The sequence below is a fragment of the Bacillus sp. OV322 genome, assembly GCF_900112495.1.
Classification (GTDB): domain Bacteria; phylum Bacillota; class Bacilli; order Bacillales; family DSM-1321; genus Peribacillus.
This window is the reverse complement of the sequence record NZ_FOMA01000002.1, coordinates 419,913-438,101: the sequence shown is the minus strand read 5'-3', so window position 1 is coordinate 438,101 and position 18,189 is coordinate 419,913. Positions and strand designations below refer to the sequence as shown.

Genomic DNA, 18,189 nt, shown 5'->3' with positions numbered 1-18,189 from the left:
CTCCGAAAGTGCTTTTGAGGCTAAGCTAAAGTTTATTCCTAAAAAAAATAGCCGCCCCCTGTCACTCATCGCTTTATAGGATTTTTATATATTAGGTGATTATTAACACTGTCTCGTAAAAAAACTGGCGGATTTCACATCCTCCAGTTTTCCCATTTAGTATTAGCCAGCTATCTTTTTATAATATCCTTTTCCTGAAGGTATCCGTCTTTAATAACTGTATCTTTTATATTATTTTTTGTAACAGCAATCGGATCCAGCAGAATAGAAGGGACCTTAATTTTCCCGTTGTCGATGCTTGTCCCTGTAGGAATCTGTTTCTTTTCCCCTGCTTTCACTGCCACTTCAGCAGATTTTTTTGCAAGAAGGGAAATTGGTTTATATACCGTCATGGTCTGTTTTCCGGAATATACTCTTCTTATCGCTTCCAATTCGGCATCCTGTCCTGTAACCGGGACTTTCCCTGTTAGCCCCGCTCCGGTAAGGGCATGAATGACGCCGCCCGCAAGCCCATCATTGGCGGCAATTACAGCATCTATTTTATTCCCGGTCTGCTTTAAGGCTGCTCTCATATTTTCTTCTGCTTTATCCGGATTCCATTCCTCTGTGTACTGATCATACACAAACTTCACTTTTCCGCTTTTAATAAAAGGCTGCAGGGTATTCATCGTCCCCTGCCTGAAAAGGATTGCGTTATTATCTGTCTTAGATCCGCCTATATAAGCAAATTGTCCGGATTTCTTCTCTTTTAACACCTGTTCAGCTTGGAGCTCTCCTACCTTTACATTATCAAACGAGACGTAATAATCCACATCTGCGTTTTTAATCAATCGGTCATAAGAGACAACCTTCACATCTGCTTTATGAGCGATTTTCACAATTTTTGCTGCAGCATCTGCGTCATAGGGAACAACAACTAAAACATCTGCACCTTCAGCAATAAGAAGTTCAGCCTGGCTGATCTGTACATTACTGTTGCCGTTTGCTGCAAGTGTTTTAACCTCTGCACCTAATTTCTTAACCTGCTCTTCGAATAGTTTTTTATCTTTGTACCACCTTTCATCTTGAAGAGTATCTAGCATAAAGCCCACATATATCTTATCCTTATCAGCAATTAGCTTTGTTTTGCCTAACGTTTTATTTTCCATCCCAGATTTGGAGCATGCAGTTCCTGCTAGGATAAAAAAAACAGCGATTAAACCAATCAATAATTTTCTGTATATATTCACCGAATTTACCTCTTTGTCATTAAATTTTAAATTGATGAATCAATTCGCCCATCCGCTGGACCATTAACCGCAAATCCTCAGCACTTTCGGAAATGGTCTCTATAGAATGGTTTTGCTGAAGTGCCGCAGCAGATACTTCCTCAGTTCCCGCTGCTGATTCTTCTATAATTGCGGCTATATTTACAACAGAAGCATTGATTTGCTCCCCTGCTTTATAAAAGTACTCAAAGGCTTCAGTAATATTTACTACATTGCTGTTCATTTGTTCCATTTTTCCCTTAATCTCTGTAAAACTGTTATCTGTCATTTTAATTTGTTCCGATCCTTTGCCAACTTCAGTAAAGCCAACATTCAATTCTTCCTTCATAACACCAGATTCTTTGCTGATATTGGCAACAATTCCTGTTATGTTAGCAACAGATTGCCCTACTTCTTCTGCCAACTTTCTGACCTCATTAGCTACAACCGCAAAACCTTTCCCTGCTTCACCAGCACGCGCGGCTTCAATTGAAGCATTCAAAGACAAAAGATTTGTTTGATCAGCAATTGATTTAATGACATTAATTAATTCTGTAATCGATCCGATTCGTTTATCGAAGCTATCTACTTTATCAACAACATTCTTGACTACTTTGTTAATAATGTTCATTTGCTTTAATGATTCTTCCATTTGCCTGCTGCCTGCTGCCAATACGTGCTGAGTTTCTTGCGAATAGCTAGATAATCTGCTGCTGTACTGCTTTGCCTCAAGCAATCTATCTTGAAAAGCTTTCGTGCTTTGAGAAATGGAAGAAGACTCATTAGCCTGGCTGCTCGCCCCTAGCGCAAGCTCTTCCATTGTAAGCGCAATTTGTTCACTTCCGAGCTTTACTTCTTTTGATGACTCCGCAAGAGAATCACTGTATTTATCTACGTTTCCTGCAACATCGGAAACTTCTACTATCATTTGCCGGAGGCTTTCTCCCATATGATTAATAGAACGGGAAAGCTTTCCGATTTCATCTTTCCCTTCATACTTCAATTCAGAAAAATTAAGATTTCCTTCAGCAATTTCAGAACTTACAGCCACTACATGGCTAAGCTCTTTCTTAATTTTCCGGCTGATATAAATGAGCAGCAAAAAAGAAACGGTGATGGAAGCGATTCCAGAAATAAGAAGCATTGAAGTCGTCATTCCAATATCATTCATCGCACCAGACATTGTTCGATAATTGGAGTCACTCGCTGCCTCCTTCAGCTGCCCTGCAACTTGATCAGTATCTGTTTTCAGTTTGCTGACAGCCTGCTGTAAATCCTTGAAATCATTTGATTTAAATTCCTTGACCCTAGGAACCATTGTGCTGAAAAAGTACTGGTCTAATTCATTATTATTTTTGATGATTTGATTGAACAAAGAAATCTGCTCTTTATCATTCAGCTTCTGCTGCAGATTTTTTGCCACACTAACAAATTTTTTACTGTCATCTAAGTATTCCTCTAAAAGCTTTTCATCTGTTAAAATCAGATATTGCGGAATTTGTATGTACTTTTTCTCAAAAAGCGTTACAAGTTCGGCTGAATAGATAGCGACATCATTTTTCTGCTGTGACGTTCCCATCGCATCCTTTGTTTTCTGCAGCAATAAGAATGTAAAAACAATACTGCCAATAAAGGTTAACGCCACTAACGCAAAAACTATAAAATATTTCGCCCCAATGTTTATGTTGCGTAAAAACAAATTCATATACCCCCTATGCCTAGAAAAATTCTTTCCATCATTCTTTTTTCTTATATCGACAGAGAGCGCGGTTTGGTAAAGAGAAAAAAGTAAGATTGGAATAGAAAATAAATATTGTTATGTTTTAACTTTTTCAGATCTATATATAGTTTATGGATTACCGGCCCATAATTTTTATACTGATTTTGGTATCTTAATAAATTAATCGGTGGATGATTCAAAAAATCACATCTATAAAAGATAGATGTTTGAGGCGTTTTTTTATAGTTACTAGCTCATCTGCATAAAGTAGTTATTATGAAAAGAGCCAATAAATATGGTGCCGCAAAAGAAAAAAACCCTTTTTCCACAAATAACCTTTGGAAAAGGGGTTTGTCTTCATTCTATATTATAAAAGATAGGATGTTTTCTCTGAAAATGCAGGTGAAATATCACCGCTATTGAAAACTTACAAATTTATACCGCTTTTCCGCTGTCACTGTCTGCGGCCTCAGTGAATAGAATGCCGAGCTCATGGTGTTCTCCCTCATAGAGGGCTTTTTGAGCAAAGCGGATTTCTCCATTATTGCCGATAACCTCAAGCTTGCAGTAGGCACGGTTTTTTTGAAGTGCTGCATAAAACTCCAGTTCGTTTCCGGCTGTCACACCATTCACTTTGCTGATGATTTCTCCCATTTCAAGTCCCATTTTATCAGCTGGAGTACCTGGTATAACACCCAGGATCCGGACACCAAGCTTGCTCGGGGAAAAGTAAAATGACCTCTTCGCATCTGAAGTTTTTACGAGGTAGGAAATCAGCTCCCGGCCAAGCATCGCCAGCACAACTGAAATGATAGACAAATTCGGGTACCATGTGCTCCCGGCTGCAATCAGTGTGACAATCACTCCCAAGAGCACAACCTGCCTACCGTGAGCCTTGATGGCCATGTATGGGAGCATACCTCGGACTTTTTGCGAAAAGCCGAGCAGAAATGGAAGCACAATCGGCATAATGTGTGCTGAGCCGATGGAAAAAACGGGATACCAGTCAAAGGTTGCCGGCAGGTTCCCTCCTGGAATAAGGACAAACATCGGAATCAGCCAGACTCTGCGTGATACATATACACCAACTGTCTGCCCGCGCTTCGAGACTGCCCGTTTGGGAGAAGGCCGTCTAATGGCACTCCTTCCAATTAAAAATCCTTCACTTATTAAAAGGAGGCCCAGCAGCACAGCAAGAGACGGATATTTCGACTGGCCCATTGCGGAAAATGCTTCATGAAAATAAGGAACCGAAACATTTTGGTCGTAGATAAAAAACAGGCCTAAAAATGCCAGACCAATGCTGTATGCAGGCGAAAGCAGCCTGAACTTTGTCGTTGCCGCGAGCACGATGGTAATGAAAGCAATCAATATTACGGATGCCTCCGGGATGACAATACCGCATCCCAGGGCAACAAGGGACAATATCAATCCCCATACTATTCCCTGCGGAAAAAGATAGCGCAATTCCTGTGACACATCAAAAATGCGGACATGAAAATCCTTTCTCTCTCTTTTCACACGGAGATATCCTGTTAATAGACTCACTAAAACAGCAATATATAAAACAGGATGCTGAAAGATTTTCACTATTCCCTGCAAGCATGCTATAAGCCAATCTTCCCTCAATTCCTCTTCACCATCCTTCTCAATCTTAATCACGATGCATGTACACATGGCTATGTTCTATTTTAACAAAATGCCGGTATCCTGCCTATTCGGAATATATGTACTGCCTTCTTCTTTCGATTTCCGCTCCAGGATGCTCGCTTTCCCCGGGGCGGGCGGTGAGCCTCCTCGTCTTCGCATGCGGGGTCTCACCTTCCCGCAAATCCCGCAGGAGTCTCGCACCTTATGCTCCAATCAACCCGATTTACCAATGGGACCGCCTCACAGCACTCATAAAAAAAACAATCTTCAAGAAAAGAGCCTTTATAAAAGCAATTTGAGGATTTCGCTGATTTGTGCTATATTTATAAATGTTACTTTAGTGCTTAAAAGCGTTTAAGCGTAAATTCATGCAATCATTTGAGATTGTTTACTATTTTGAGAGAAAGGTTGTCACATCATGAAGAAGCATGAGCAAGTGTTAAATAGAGGCCTATTATCGAGGCATGTGCAGTTAATAGCATTGGCAGGTATGATTGGCACAGGGATTTTCAAAGGCAGTTCAGATACATTGAATCTTGCAGGACCCAGCGTCATCATCGCATATTTAATCGGGGGGCTTCTGCTGTTTATCGTTATGGCAGCTCTCGGGGAGATGGCGATGGTTTTTCCGGATATGAATGTACAGAAATTGATTCATCATGCGTTCGGATCTCAAGTATCCTTTATCGCTGGCTGGCTGTACTGGATTAACTGGATCATCGTTACTATTGTTGAATTATTGGCAGCCGGCTCTTTTTTACAGTATTGGTTCCCGTCTCTGCCGCTGTGGCTGCTCGCCCTGGTATGCGGAGCTTTGATTATCGGGATCAATTTGACTTCAGTCAAAAATTACGGTGAATTTGAATTTTGGTTTGCCGGCATCAAAATTATCGCACTAATTGCTTTTATCATATTAGGAGCATGCATCTTATTCGGATTATTTCCAGGCTCGCCTGATCATCCTTTTACCAACTATACCGCACATGGAGGTTTCTTCCCCCACGGTGCAAACGGAATTCTCAGTGCCTTCTTAGTGGTTGTATTTTCTTACGGGGGAGCAGAACTGATTGGTGTGGCTGTGACGGAAACAAAAGATGCACATCGTGTCCTGCCAAAGATTATCAAAGGAACCGTGTGGAGAGTCATCCTCTTTTACGTGCTGCCTATTTTGATCATTTGCGGAATTATGCCTTGGGATAAGGTATCCTCTGCCGGTTCTCCTTTTGTGCAGGTATTCAGCACATCCGGGCTTCCGGGAGCTGCAGGCATCATGAATTTCGTATTGCTGACAGCTGTTCTTTCTGCTGCCAATTCAGGGATATACGCGACATCAAGAACATTATTCTCCATGTCACAAACTGGGGAAGCACCGCGGTTCCTTTCTCGGACAACAAAAAGCTCTGTACCGGTTTTCGGAATTTCTCTGACAGGTCTATTCATTGGAGCAGGCGTATTTCTTGCATACCTCGCACCAGAACAAATAATAAGCTATATGATGACCATTCCTGGCTTTACGGTCCTTTTATTGTGGATCGCCATACTTGCTGCACAGCTGAAGCTCCGCAGCGAGTATCCGGAGAAGCCGTCATTTAAGGTTTTGTGGCATCCGCTGCCATCCATATTCGCGATTCTTTCTCTTTCCTTCATTTTCTGCTCATTCATTCTGAGCAGCCAGAATGCAGTTGGAACCTTTGTATGCCTGATTATCCTGTTTATCCTGACATTTGCATCCTTTATCATAAAACAAAGGAATAGAGCATAACAAACCCAAGGCCCGGGAGCATGTTCCCGGGCCTTATTTCTATTCAGCTACATACTTCAGTGCCGTCTGCAGCTGGATATCATTGTTTTCATTCTTGATTTTTTCGATAATGCCAGCTTCCATATGGGCAGCGGTCTTCTTATCCAGCTCTCCTGTCGCCTCTATACCTTCATGCTGCTGAAAAGCCTTAACGGCAATTTCCGTTTTTTCGTCAAAATAGCCATCCTCCCGTCCCGGTTCGAACCCCAAACCGCGTAGAATTCTCTGGGCATGGCCAACTTGTTCATCATTGCTGTCCAATTTAAGCGGCTGCTCGATATTAAGCGGCTGTGAATTGAAATACTGGGGCTGATGGACCTCAATCGTCGGCTCGATGCCTTTTTTATGGATCCAGTGTCCCTCAGGAGTCAGCCATTTGAATAAAGTAAGCTTGATATTGCTGCCATCCCCCATGGGTACAGGCTGTTGGACGGTCCCTTTCCCGAATGTTTTTTCTCCGATCAGTGCATATCCGCCAGCTTCCTCCATTGCTCCTGCCAGGATTTCAGCTGCAGAAGCACTTCCTTTATCCGTTAAAACTGCAATCGGATAATTTTTTTCTTCCTTCAGCTTTGTGTAATAAGACTGTGTTTCCCCGTCACGCTGCTCGATTTGAAGATACGCTTTATCCTTCGGAATGAATTCCCCGAGGATGCTTTCCACACTTGTCAAAAGCCCTCCTGGATTACCGCGTACATCAATGACAAGACCCTCTATTTTTTTCTTTTCCATTGCCCCCAGCTGCTTCTTGAAATCCTCGGACGTATGTTCAGAGAAAGAAGACAGCTCAATATACCCGATTTTCTCTCCGTGTACCTTTTTTATAGAGGAAAACACCGTCTCAAGCGGAATTTCATCACGGACAATATCCATTGTAAGAGGTCGGGATATGCCAGCCCTCTTTATCTCGAGGCTAACACTGGTTCCCTTTTTGCCGCGTATAAGGAGACGTGTTTTATATAAATCCATATCTTCCACACTTTTTCCATCCACCTTTAAAAGCTGATCCTTCGGTTTAAGGCCAGCCTTCTCTGCAGGAGAATCTTTATAAGGAGAGACAATGACAATATGTCCGTCCTCCATGCCGATTTCTGTTCCAATACCTTCGAACGTGCTATCCAGCGCTTCATTGAACTGCTTGGCCGTTTCCTTGTCCATATAAACAGAATAAGGATCCTTCAGGGAAGACAGCATTCCAGTAATGGCACCTTCTATCAGCTGCTTATTGCCGACCTTTTCTACGTATTGGCTTTGAATCAGCTCATATGCCTGCTCAAGCTTTGTCCACTCTTCGGTTTTCCCAAAACCCGACCGGTCACGCGCTTCATTCGTATTGATCCCATTGGTTCCGCTGTAATCCTGCTGATTCCCAAACTTCGAACTCGCCAGATAACCCCCGCCGGCCCCAGCAGATAACGAAACGGCAATCGCCAGAGGAAGAGCCCATTTTTTAGCCATAATAATCCCCTTTTCAATCAATGGGGTCAGACCCCACATCTAGTGTAATTCACTATATGAAAAGCCTGTCCAGAATATGAATAAAAGTGCGCAAGCGCCTCGAAAGCCTCGACCAGCATAAGACGCGTAAGAATAAGAAGGCGCTCTTTGCCTTCTTTTCTTGCGTGGCTTATGACCTCGAGAGGCTAGGCGCTGAAGCTGGATTACATAAAGTGCGGAAGCGCCTTGTTTAAATGAACAAAGACAAGTACGCTGAGTCCTACAATTTTTTAAGATAAGGCTCTGTTAAAGTTTAATATTGATATTACTTATAAAAATGGAAGTTCCCAATTTGTGAAAGTTCCATTTTTATAATATTTGCTTGTTTAAGTGTAATTGTTCACAAACTTATTAATTAAATAGTTACATCTATTTTTTTTCAATCGCCATACGCAAGTTCGAGATAACTCCAATAAGCAATACTAACGAACAAACCATTTTTTCAAAAGGTGTTCCAAACAATTGTTGTATAAATCCAAAAGACCAAAGTACAACAAAAAACCAACTTATAACGGTTATTCCTCTTTTGTATTTATATAGTTTAATTCTACCAACAATCAACGTAAAAACTACTCCAATAATAGAAATAACGATATTTATAACAGATATTGGCAGCTGTTCAGCGAATGATTCAGACCTTCCACCATTAACCCATGTGAATGGAATACTTTTGCTTATAATAAGAAAGTGGATTAAGATAGTCAAAGTGTAAAAAATAATTCCCATAAATACAGCAGTTTTCATATTAATTTTCCTGAGTTTTTCTAAAATAAAATCACCTCATTTTTCTTCCTGTTTCAATTTTATTAATCCAGTAATATACTATTCCTATTTCTCTTACCATCTGACAGGTAACTGAAAGTAAGATTTCGAAGCGTTATCAAAAATCACCATTATTCTTAAACAGAGCAAAAACTTCGGCTAGGTATTCTTGTGGAACTAAACTGCCCGTGTTGAACAAGCAGTAACATTTATATCGTGAATTTAGATAACCTAATTGTATCATTTTTTACCATATTTTGTATTAAATTCCCTTTAATCATCAAGTCATTCATATTAATAGGATTCCTTTGATGTTGAATGGATTCTAACACCTGAAACCAAGCAAGGTAATTATTCAGATATTTAGTTGCAACTCCATTAAAACGTTGTATCCACCCTTTACGCCTTCGGTGATAATTGTTAACGTTCTGGATATGGTATAGACCCTTTGTGCGAACCTTACCATCAGACTTGAATTGATAAATATCCATCCCTTTTTCAGCAGTATATGTTTTAAAGGAACGCAAGAATCGGTGCATAAAACATTTTCATTTGAAAGTTTATGTCCGATAGCCTTGTCTAACTGCTCTTTTGTTAATCGACCCATTCCCAATGTTTGCGAAAAAGTCATCTTTTCATGGTCTCTTGCGACTAAGACACAAACTTGTTCGTTGCTTATGTCCCGTTTCTTAGCAGAACCTCCACGTTAGCGGGGTTTTCTGTCTTTTATCTTTCTTTGTCCTTTTTCTGAGTATAGAAAATAGGTCTCGTCCATTTCAACGATACCTTCAAAATTAGATATTTCCATTTGTTTTAATGATGATAAGAGTTTGGGCCTCCAGTAAAACAATGTAATGTGAGTAACATTACCAACTAATTCAGCAGATTTACGCAGAGAATATCCCTCTATCATACATTCGATGAATTTAATCCATTGATTGAGATGGCGTGTTCGATATAGAGCAGTATTTGTTAGGTCAGTAAATGTCTTTTTACACGCTTTACAGCGATAACGTTGCTTTCCTACTTCATCGCCATCAACAATCGTGAGTATGTGCCATACCGAACGATATGTTCTGATTCACAGTCAGGACAATGATAACCGCTCTTATTTTTGCGTTCAGCTATTTCTTGCAGAACAGTTCCTGTCGAAGAAGATGCAGTAAGTGCATCAATTAAATACTCTCGTAGTCGTTGTTTTTCAGCTGGATATAGTTTTTGAATGGCTTTAAGAATATCAATTGCTCTCACGTTCATCACCAACTTTTATATAGTTAACCCCATTATTGAACATAAGTTTCCGTAAATCGAATTATCAACAACAGACTTTAACAGATCCTTAAATAAAAACAAAAAAACAGCCTGGCACTTGGCCAGACCGTGATGTTTACTTGATATTGGCTTTTTGCCCAATCAGGATTTCCTGAATGGTTTCAGCCGCTTCTTCTGCATTTTTTACGGAGATGGTGATTCTGCGCTCTTCTGGAAACTGCTTTGCTGTATGCTCATAGCGCGGATCATAGTAGAATTCCAGCAGCAGCCTTACAGCAGATGCATAATCCTCCGCTTCGAGATTAGCCGCAATTTCAGCAGCAACCGGAGTGTGAATCCGGTTCCTGATTTTCTCGTAGGCCTCTATGCAGTCTTCTTTATGCTCCCAAGGCTTGTAATCATCAAGGATATGACGGACTCTTTCTTCCATTGGCATATCGATGAAAATCTGCATTCCCTGCTCTTTCTTTTCAATAAAAAATGGAGGAAGCACCACTTTGCCGATTCTCTTGCTTTCCGCTTCAAATAATACATACGGTGAATCTTTGTAGGCCATCAGGTCCTGAAGCAAAAGAGATTCAAAGGTTTTTTGATTATTGGGGCGCAAACCAATCTGCCCGAAAATCGAGCCTCTGTGGCTGGCCATTCCTTCAAGGTCCAGCACCGGAAATCCTTTTTCCCGGAGCTGCTGGAGGATAAGGGTTTTCCCTGAACCTGTATAGCCATTCAGCACGTATGCCTCCGGCTTGAAGTCGATATGTTCAAGGTTTTCCACGACCCATTTGCGGTACGCCCTGACACCGCCCTGCAGACGGTATGTCCGGATGCCCATGAGGTCGAGGACAGTGGCAGAGGTTTTGCTGCGCATTCCTCCGCGCCAGCAAAAGACTGCCTTATTCGCATCTATTTGCTGAAACTCCCTGATAAATTCAGGCAGCTTAGCGGACACAATTTCAAGTCCGCGCTTTTTTGCCGATTCTGTGCTGTCCTGTTTATAAATGGTGCCGATTTCTGCTCTTTCCGCATCATTAAACAGCGGGATATTCAAACTTCCGGGTATGGTAGAATCTCTATATTCAGAAGGAGACCGTACATCCACAAGCATCAATTCTTTTTTTTCCTGCAGCTTCAACAACTCATCTACAGTAATATCCTGGAACAAATTATTCTCCGCCTTTCACTGCTTCTACTTATATAACTGTTATATGTCCCGGATTTTCTTCAGTAACTTCACCGATGATTGCCGCTTCAACACCCGCAGACTTCAATTCCCCAAACAGTGCTTCTGCTTCTTCACCTGAAACCGAAATCAGCAGGCCTCCTGAAGTAACAGCATCACACAAAATCAATTGATCAATGTCATCCATTGCTTCAGGGAATGTCACAGAACCCTCCAGGTGTGCAAAATTGTTTCTTGTTCCGCCCGGGATCACACCTTTTTCAGCAAGCTCTCTCGCACGCTCAAGTACTGGTACCTGATCGCTGAAAATACGGAGTCCGGCACTGCTTCCTTTTGCCATTTCAGATGAATGTCCAAGCAGGCCAAATCCAGTCACGTCGGTACAGGCATGAACATCATACGATTCCATGGTTTCAGCCGCTGTTTTATTCAGTGTAGCCATAACTGCAGTTACCCGTTCAATTTCTTCATCAGAAAGCAGGCCTTTTTTAATGGAAGATGTCAGGATGCCGACTCCAATTGGCTTAGTCAGGATCAGCTTGTCGCCAGGCTTTGCTCCAGTATTCGCACGGATTTTATCCGGATGTACGAGACCTGTAACCGCAAGTCCGAATTTCGGCTCTTTATCTTCAATCGAGTGTCCGCCCACGAGTGTTGCTCCTGCTTCCTTCAGCTTATCAGCAGCACCGCGCAAGATATCTGCCAAAATCTCCTTTTCAAGTACAGCAATTGGAAATGCCACGATATTAAGGGCAGTCAGCGGTTTGCCTCCCATGGCATAAATATCACTGATGGCATTCGCTGCAGCTACCTGTCCGAATGAATAAGGATCATCTACGATTGGCGTAAAGAAATCAAGCGTTTGAACAAGAGCCATTTCATCGTTAAGGCGGTAAACTCCTGCATCATCGCTCGTATCCAATCCTACAAGAAGGTTAGGATCCGGGGCAGCCGGCGGAAGCATGCGGATAACTTGTGCTAAGTCTGCCGGCCCGATTTTACAGCCGCATCCCCCTTTTGTTGATAATGAAGTAAGTTTTATTGATTGTGTCATAAGACATCTACCTTTCTATTATGAAGACTGTTTACTTCTTATTATAAAACACATTCCGAAAAATTTCATAAAGCAGAACTTTCGTCAGCAGGGATTGCATTAGTCCGGGGGTAAAAAACCCCCCTCCAGCAAACATTATTTCCTGTGGTCCAGCTGATATCCATTATTTCTTCAGGCTGAAATATCTATACAGATTTCCTCTTTGTGCTATAATTAAAAATTGGATTTATACTAAAAGGAGGCAACTCATGGCTCACGCATCAAATCACTCGGTTCAACAGGAATCTATGAGCGGCAAAAAAGCTGCTATATTCCTTGTTATCTTTCTAATAATCGCTGCTGCCGGTCTATCGTATGTAAAATGGTGGCCTTATTACCAGAAAACATTTCTGGCTGCCGCCACTCATTCCATCGGCCCATCCATACTGGGGGAACATGCTTCATCCACTCCATCATGGCATGCTGCCTGGAGTTATGCTGTAACCTATTTCAATTCTGTCTGGAAGGCTGCTGTACTTGGAATCCTGCTGGGGTCTCTTATTCAGGTTCTGCTGCCTGCGCACTGGCTTCTTAAGGTACTTGGCAAAACATCCTTTGGAAGCACAGCAATTGCTGGTCTGGCTGCCGTTCCAGGAATGATGTGCACATGCTGCGCCGCTCCGATGGCTGTCGGCCTGCGGAAGAAAAATGTATCAGTGGGGGCAAGTCTTGCATTTTGGCTGGGCAATCCCACAATCAATCCTGCTACACTAATTTTCATGACCTTCGTTCTATCATGGAAATTCACGCTGATCCGCCTGTTTTTCGGGCTGATTCTGACATTCGGTGTCAGCTACCTTGCAAACCGTTTTGCTAAAGATACAAAGCCTCTGGATATGGAACAAGTAATCTCCCATACCGAGGAAAACCAGCCAACAGGCTCATTCTTTACACGCTGGGCCAAGGCTTTAGGGACTATGCTGCTTTATATTGTGCCTGCATATATCCTGTCTGTACTGCTGCTTGGATTTGTCAGTGTCTGGCTGTTCCCTAACCTGAGCGGTGCAGCTGCTGTAGGAATTCTGGCAGTCATAGGCTTTGCGATCACAGGCATGCTGTTCGTCATTCCAACAGCTGCTGAAATTCCGATCATCCAAACATTGATGTCATTCGGGCTTGGCGGCGGACCTGCTGCTGCATTGCTTGTCACATTGCCTGCAATTAGCCTGCCATCACTATTGATCGTCGGAAGATCTTTTCCAAAGAAAGTACTTCTGTTTGTCGTTTCGTCCGTTGTCGTTCTAGGCATATTGAGCGGACTCGCCGGCATGTTAATTCTATAACTATTAAAAAGCAGTTCCTTTAACGGAGCTGCTTTTTTTTGCGCCAAAAATGCTGCTCAATCTCCAATCCGACAGCCTTCATTTACCAATTCGCTCTAATGAGAGGCTATCTGGCTCTAATCACCAGAGATTTCGCTCGAATCAAGGAAGAATTGGCTCTAATCAAAGCGAATTTGAAACTATTATCCATTTAACTGGAAATTAAAGATGAGAATTAAGGCATATAGCAGTATTTCAAAAGGAAAACTGCCCGATTTTTCAAAAAAAAGAGTAATTTTCAATCTTCTGTAGTGGAATTATATGTAAAATGAGAATACGAAGTTTAAAACCATTCCTTTTCGTTCTTTTTAAACAATTTTTTAACCGCAGGCGAAGCAGAGGTGGCTTATCACTCGCTCCGCGGAAAACGAGCATCCTGGAGCGGAAATCAATACCTTGTACAATAGCAAACTATAAAAATGAAATCGGAGAGAATTCTATGAATGTAAACGTGGCTGATGTAATTTCAAATATTCAGAGGAAAAATGATTTCTCAGGCACCGTATTAGTTAAAGATGAGGATTTGGTGTTAGATGCATCCTTTGGTTACGCTAACCGTTCTGAACAGCGAAAAAACAATTCATCAACCCGCTTTGGAATAGCATCGGGATGCAAACTCTTTACTGCTATTGCCATATGTCAGCTCGCAGAAAAAGGTAAAGTTTCTTTTGATTCAAAATTAAGCGATTGTCTGGATATTGATTTTCCGTACTTTGACAAAGATGTAACTGTCCATCATTTGCTGACACATACTTCAGGAATACCTGATTACTTTGATGAAGAAGTTATGACAGACTACGAGGAACTTTGGATTACATATCCTATGTATCAATTAAGGAGGTTAAAAGATTTCCTTCCATTATTTCAAAACGAGCGGATGAAATTTCAAGCAGGACAATCTTTTCACTACAACAATGCGGGTTATATTTTATTGGGGCTTATTGTTGAACAGGCAACAAAGCTTGAGTTCTCTGAATATGTCCAAGACTATATTTTCAAAAAAGCTAACATGACGGACTCGGGATATTTTACATTCGACTCACTCCCTCCAAATACAGCATTAGGATATATCGATCACCCTGATGGTACTTGGAAGACAAATATTTATTCCTTACCTGTCAAAGGCGGGGCTGATGGCGGAGCATTTGTAACTACAGCAGACATGGAGAAGCTGTGGGAGGGGCTTTTTACCTTTCAGCTTTTAAGTGAAGAGTACACAAGCACATTAATAAAAGCTCATATTCAAGTCAATGAAAGTGACTTCTATGGTTATGGTATATGGATTAAGAAAACGGATAATCATGTACTAAAATACCATGTAATGGGGTACGACCCTGGAGTAAGCTTCCATTCTGCTTATTATCCTGAAACTTCTGCAAAAGTCGTAGTCTGCTCCAACAAGTCGGGGGGAGCTTTTGAGATGATGACTGGAATCGAAGCAGAATTAAAAATAGGCCCGAAAAATCCAAACAAAAAACCCTGAAAGGCCAATTGACAGGCTTTTCAGGGTTTCATTGTATCTTACATATTCAAGTAGTTTAATGGATTGACTGCATTTGTTTTTCCAACATTCCAAGGTCCGATGTGAAGTTCAAAGTGCAAATGCTGCCCTGTTGAGTGTCCTGTGTTGCCCATGATGCCGACTTGCTGTCCTTTTGCAACAACTTGTCCATTGCCGACATTTCTTGAGCGAAGATGCGCATAAACCGTTGTATACACCTGGCCATTGATAGAGTGGGAGATCATGACACAGTTTCCGTATGTGCTTGATAGATATGACCGGATTACTACGCCGTCAGCTGCAGCTACTACCGGATTTGTGCCTGGTGCTGCAATATCGATTCCCGCATGGAACTTGTTCCAGCGTGATCCAAGCTGTGAGGTAACGACACCAGCGCTAGGGCGGGTGAACATACCAGATGAAACAGCCGGTGCATCATGATGCTCGCTCTCACTTGGAGCTGGAGCTGGAGCTGGAGCAGGTGCTGGTGCCGGGCTGGAGCTATGGCTTGAACTGCTTCTTTTCGCATGATGAGAAGCTGCTGCCGCTGCCGCTGCTTTCTTTGCTTCCTCTGCACGTTTTGCCGCTTCTTCAGCTGCACGCTTCCTTGCTGCAGCAAGCTCTGCCTGTCGGGTCTTTTCAAGCTCAATTGCTTTTTTAATAGCTGACTCCTGGGCTGCAAGAGTTTCTGATTCTTCCTTCAAGCCCATTCTTTCTTCGTCAGTATCTCTTTCTTTCTTCTTCAATTGTGCCATCAGCACAGTTTTTTGTTTTTTCTGCACGATCAAGTTTGATTGCATATTTTTAAGATCTGCCAGCATTCCTTCAAGATCTGCCAATTTCTTTTCTACAGACTTCTGTTTGTCCTCGAGATCTTTTTTATCCTGTTCATTTTGCTTAAGGATTTCCTGGTCAGCATCTACAATTGTAGCAACCGCATTAACACGGCCCACAAAATCGCTGAAGCTTGATGAGCCAAGAATTACTTCAAGATAGCTGACATCGCCGCCGCTTTCCTGGAAGGATACAGCACGTTCTTTTAATACTTGATTTCTTTGTTTAATTCTTTCTTTTAAAACAGCAATCTCTTTTTTTAGCTTTTCAATATCTGCCTTAGTAGAAGCGATTTGACTATTTTTCTCATCAATTTTTTTGACGGAATCATCAATGGCTGCTTCGAGGCGGGAAAGCTGCTGATCTACAGTTTCCTGTTTATCTTGAAGCTGGTTGATTTTCTTCTCCGCATTATGTATGCCAGATTGTACCCCTGCACGCTTATCTTGTATGTCCTGCTGCTTCTGCTTCATATCCGAAATCGATTCCGCATGTACGTTCGGAAGTGCAAACACACTGCCAAGTCCAAGCATGATCGTCGTATTAAGCGCGATAAATTTCTTTTTCAATTCCCAAGTTCCCCTTTCTTTCCCCTTCAGATGTGATACCATCTGCTATTTTTATAAGCAAGGCTTCTCTCTAATGGACCTTAAAAGAGAGGCGCAAAGCCCTTCAGGCTTTGCAGACCATCTATACTTTCAGGAATTTCCTTACAGACATGACGCTTCCCCATATGCCGATCAATGCTCCCAGAACAATCAGGATAGCAGAGATTTGATATATGAAAGGATTCATCTGCAGCAAATCCACAAATTTTATCGTAAGCCTTGGTTTCATATAATCGTATAAGTAGTGATAGGAAACTCCGATGAGCACAATCGGCACCAAAGCGCCTAAAATGCCAAGCCATAATCCTTCAAGGAAGAATGGCCATCTGATGAAGGTGTTTGTTGCCCCTACCAGTCTCATAATCTCGATTTCTTTTCTTCTTGCAACTATTGTAATTTTTATTGTATTGGAAATCAGGAACATTGCTGTAAACAGCAGCCCGATGATTAAGACGATTCCGATGTTTCGTGCAATGTTGACTACTTTAAATAGCTTCTCAACATAGCCTTGTCCATATTTCACCATCTGGACATAGTTAAAGCCTTCAATTTCTTTCGCTACCTTGATAACATCCTTCGGCGATTTTGTCTTAACGACATACACATCACGAAGCGGGTTATTTTGCTTAAACAGCTTAAATGAATCCCCGTTTTCGCCAAGGTCGCTTATTAAGTTGTTCAATTCCTTTTCCTTAGGAGAATAAGTAACGGACGCTACCTGTGGAATGCTTTCAATTTTTTTGCCGATCAGCTGCTTGTCCTGTTCATTAGCGGCTGTATCAATGTGAGCCCTGATTTCAACATCCTTCTCTACGTTGCCGGCAATATGGTTCAAGTTCATCATGATGACAAAGAATACACCAACCAAAAGCAGTGTAACGGTAACGGCACTGATGGAGGCGAAGGTCATCCAGCCATTCCGGCCGAGATTTTTTCCGCTTTCTCTGAAGTGGCGGCGCAAGGTTCTAAATTTCATATCCGTATTCACCCCGCTGTTCATCGCGCACAATTTTCCCATTTTCAATGGCAATTACACGATGCTTCATGTTGTTTACAATATCTTTATTGTGAGTCGCCATGACGACTGTCGTTCCGCGCTTATTGATTTCTTCGAAAATATTCATGATTTCCCATGATGTTTCGGGATCCAGGTTACCAGTCGGCTCATCTGCAATCACCACTTTAGGCGAGTTGACAATCGAACGGGCAATCGCAACCCTCTGCTGCTCTCCACCTGATAACTCAGCAGGAAGCATTCTTACTTTGTGCTTCAAACCGACAAGATTGAGCACTTCCATTACACGGCGCTTGATTTCGTCAGGATGCTTTTCAATAACTTCCATGGCGAATGCCACATTTTCATAAATAGTTAGGGTTTGCAGCAATTTGAAATCCTGGAAGACCATTCCGATATTTCTTCGGAAAAGAGGCACCTTTGCATTACGGAGCTTTGGAAGGCTGAGGCCATTTACAATGATATTGCCTTTTGTAGGTTTTTCTTCACGATACATCATCTTTATAAAGGTAGATTTGCCAGCACCGCTCGGCCCTACCACATACACAAATTCAGCTTGCTTAATTTTTACATTGAGTCCGCTAATAGCAGTCACGCCATTAGGGTAAGTTTTCGAGACGTCTGTCATTTCAATCATTTAAAAACCACCTAATTAGCTATGTATTTCATAACCTATTGTATTTCCAC

General features: G+C 41.9%; 13 protein-coding genes and 1 pseudogene. 3 read left to right on the top strand and 11 right to left on the bottom strand.

All coding sequences use genetic code 11. The features are described 5' to 3' along the window. Positions 1-170: 170 nt before the first annotated feature. From BM126_RS06395 to BM126_RS06385, 3 genes are all read right to left on the bottom strand, one after another. Positions 171-1,148: a sugar ABC transporter substrate-binding protein gene (locus BM126_RS06395; RefSeq protein WP_090988970.1), complete on the bottom strand. Its 978-nt coding sequence runs from the start codon at positions 1,146-1,148 to the stop codon at positions 171-173. Positions 1,149-1,248: 100 nt separating this feature from the next. Further along, positions 1,249-2,391: a methyl-accepting chemotaxis protein gene (locus BM126_RS06390; RefSeq protein WP_371261422.1), complete on the bottom strand. Its 1,143-nt coding sequence runs from the start codon at positions 2,389-2,391 to the stop codon at positions 1,249-1,251. A 1,011-nt stretch (positions 2,392-3,402) separates the two neighbouring features. Continuing rightward, the gene (locus BM126_RS06385; RefSeq protein WP_256212996.1) at positions 3,403-4,644 is read right to left on the bottom strand and encodes a PDZ domain-containing protein; all 1,242 of its coding nucleotides are present in this window, start codon (positions 4,642-4,644) and stop codon (positions 3,403-3,405) included. A gap of 391 nt (positions 4,645-5,035) precedes the next feature. On the opposite strand from BM126_RS06385, the gene BM126_RS06380 reads away from it, so the two are divergent. Further along, entirely contained in the window at positions 5,036-6,379 is a 1,344-nt protein-coding gene (locus BM126_RS06380; protein ID WP_090988729.1) for an amino acid permease, read from the top strand. Between the two features lie 39 nt (positions 6,380-6,418). On the opposite strand, the gene BM126_RS06375 is transcribed toward BM126_RS06380, so the two are convergent. From BM126_RS06375 to selD, 5 genes and pseudogenes are all read right to left on the bottom strand, one after another. After that, positions 6,419-7,876, bottom strand: a complete 1,458-nt coding sequence (locus tag BM126_RS06375) for a S41 family peptidase (protein ID WP_090988728.1) — start codon at positions 7,874-7,876, stop codon at positions 6,419-6,421. A gap of 408 nt (positions 7,877-8,284) precedes the next feature. Next, on the bottom strand, positions 8,285-8,659 hold the full coding sequence (locus BM126_RS06370; RefSeq protein WP_090988727.1) for a hypothetical protein: 375 nt from the start codon (positions 8,657-8,659) through the stop codon (positions 8,285-8,287). Positions 8,660-8,886: 227 nt separating this feature from the next. Next, positions 8,887-9,934, bottom strand: a pseudogene (locus BM126_RS06365) (IS1595 family transposase). Positions 9,935-10,064: 130 nt separating this feature from the next. After that, positions 10,065-11,111: a tRNA 2-selenouridine(34) synthase MnmH gene (gene mnmH / locus BM126_RS06360; protein WP_090988726.1), complete on the bottom strand. Its 1,047-nt coding sequence runs from the start codon at positions 11,109-11,111 to the stop codon at positions 10,065-10,067. Positions 11,112-11,139: 28 nt separating this feature from the next. Further along, positions 11,140-12,183, bottom strand: coding sequence for a selenide, water dikinase SelD (selD, locus tag BM126_RS06355; RefSeq protein WP_090988725.1), 1,044 nt, complete (start codon positions 12,181-12,183; stop codon positions 11,140-11,142). 287 nt (positions 12,184-12,470) lie between these two features. Between selD and BM126_RS06350 the strand changes: the two genes are divergently transcribed. Both BM126_RS06350 and BM126_RS06345 read left to right on the top strand, forming a co-directional pair. Next, complete coding sequence (locus BM126_RS06350) at positions 12,471-13,505, top strand: permease (RefSeq protein WP_371261421.1); 1,035 nt, start codon at positions 12,471-12,473, stop codon at positions 13,503-13,505. A 478-nt stretch (positions 13,506-13,983) separates the two neighbouring features. Further along, a complete protein-coding gene (locus BM126_RS06345) occupies positions 13,984-15,027 on the top strand; it encodes a serine hydrolase domain-containing protein (protein WP_090988723.1) in 1,044 nt (347 codons plus the stop codon). 38 nt (positions 15,028-15,065) lie between these two features. On the opposite strand, the gene BM126_RS06340 is transcribed toward BM126_RS06345, so the two are convergent. The 3 genes from BM126_RS06340 to ftsE all read right to left on the bottom strand — a co-directional run bounded on the left by BM126_RS06340 (position 15,066) and on the right by ftsE (position 18,139). Then, positions 15,066-16,448 (bottom strand): murein hydrolase activator EnvC family protein, encoded by a 1,383-nt coding sequence (locus tag BM126_RS06340; protein ID WP_256212995.1) that lies wholly within the window; start codon positions 16,446-16,448, stop codon positions 15,066-15,068. 121 nt (positions 16,449-16,569) lie between these two features. Further along, on the bottom strand, positions 16,570-17,463 hold the full coding sequence (gene ftsX, locus BM126_RS06335; protein ID WP_090988721.1) for a permease-like cell division protein FtsX: 894 nt from the start codon (positions 17,461-17,463) through the stop codon (positions 16,570-16,572). Then, positions 17,453-18,139, bottom strand: a complete 687-nt coding sequence (ftsE, locus tag BM126_RS06330; RefSeq protein WP_090988720.1) for a cell division ATP-binding protein FtsE — start codon at positions 18,137-18,139, stop codon at positions 17,453-17,455. The genes ftsX and ftsE overlap by 11 nt, the downstream gene beginning before the upstream one ends. Positions 18,140-18,189 lie beyond the last annotated feature (50 nt).